Annotated in this window: 1 pseudogene; it reads left to right on the top strand. The window is 75.8% G+C overall.

Going from position 1 to position 215, the window contains the following annotated elements:
* Positions 1-215: pseudogene (locus tag BIU99_RS17610) on the top strand (ABC transporter permease); the annotation flags it as partial.

The raw sequence follows: 215 nt of genomic DNA, 5'->3' as shown, positions 1-215 counted from the left end.
CGGTGCTCGGCGGGCCGGGGTCGCAGGCCTCGGCCGAGGCGGTCGCGCAGGTCCGTCAGGACTACGGCTTCGACCGTCCGGTGCTCGTGCAGTACGCGGTGTTCCTCGGCCGCCTGGCGACCGGGCAGCTCGGCGACTCGTACGCGTTCCGCACGCCCGTGGCGACGCTCCTCGGGCAGCAGCTCCCGGTGACGCTGACGCTCGCGGTCGGGGGG

This window comes from Plantibacter sp. MMLR14_011, from assembly GCF_001865025.1.
In the GTDB taxonomy this organism is placed as follows: Bacteria; Actinomycetota; Actinomycetes; order Actinomycetales; family Microbacteriaceae; genus Plantibacter; species Plantibacter flavus_A.
The sequence above is the reverse complement of the archived record's forward strand: the minus strand, read 5'-3'. Positions and strand labels throughout refer to the sequence as shown.